2 pseudogenes are annotated in these 739 nt (G+C 72.7%); one reads left to right on the top strand and one right to left on the bottom strand.

Going from position 1 to position 739, the window contains the following annotated elements:
* Window positions 1-102: pseudogene (locus ACNFOC_RS54865) on the bottom strand (DNA-binding response regulator); the annotation flags it as partial.
* 160 nt (window positions 103-262) lie between these two features.
* On the opposite strand from ACNFOC_RS54865, the pseudogene ACNFOC_RS54870 reads away from it, so the two are divergent.
* Window positions 263-658, top strand: a pseudogene (locus tag ACNFOC_RS54870) (hypothetical protein); the annotation flags it as partial.
* Between the last annotated feature and the right edge of the window lie 81 nt (window positions 659-739).

Consider the following 739-nt stretch of genomic DNA (forward strand, 5'->3'; position numbering starts at 1 on the left):
CTCCAGCACCTCGGCCTCACGGGCGGTCAGCGGCGAGTCCCCGGCGGAGATCGCGTCGGCGGCCAACTCGGGGTCGACGTAACGGTTTCCGGCATGCACCGTAGATCCGTATGCGCCGGACGCTACCCTCGGCGACCCGTCCACCTCCGCACAACTGGAAGCCCAAGCCGCCCACTCGGAGCCGGAGTTGGACCCGGAGCCCGAGCCCTACAAGGCGATGGCCGCCGACGACGACGAAGAGCTTGGCGAGAGCGGCTCGCCCCACAGCGCGGCGCTCGCCGCAGGCCTCACCGCGGAGTTGGCGCGCGAGGAAGCGGCCACCCCGCCGATCAGCTCGGCCCCTCCTGGGCAGGGTCCCGACACCGCGCTCTGGGACGACGCCTCGCTCCCCCTCTTCCCGCTCCAACCACCGCGCACGGGACGGGAGTTGCTCGCCGATCACGTCACGGCGATGGTGTGCTGCGCGGCGATGGACACCGCCGGCGCGCTGCCCGGCCTCGACTGGCTCGACGGCCCCACACTGCTCGTCAACGGCGAACGGGCGGCCGATCTCGCCCCGAGGGTCCTCAGCCTCGTGGAGGACGGCGACCCGGCTCCGCTGCGGGCCTGGCTGATCGACCTGGGCATACGCCCGGAGAAGCCGGTACGGCTGGTCTGACCCCACCATCGAGCCACCCCATCAACCCCGCCCAACTCCAACGCCCTTAGGGGCGCGGGGAACTGCGCGACCAGCCCCCGC

It is taken from the genome of Streptomyces colwelliae (genome assembly GCF_048158785.1).
GTDB lineage: Bacteria > Actinomycetota > Actinomycetes > Streptomycetales > Streptomycetaceae > Streptomyces.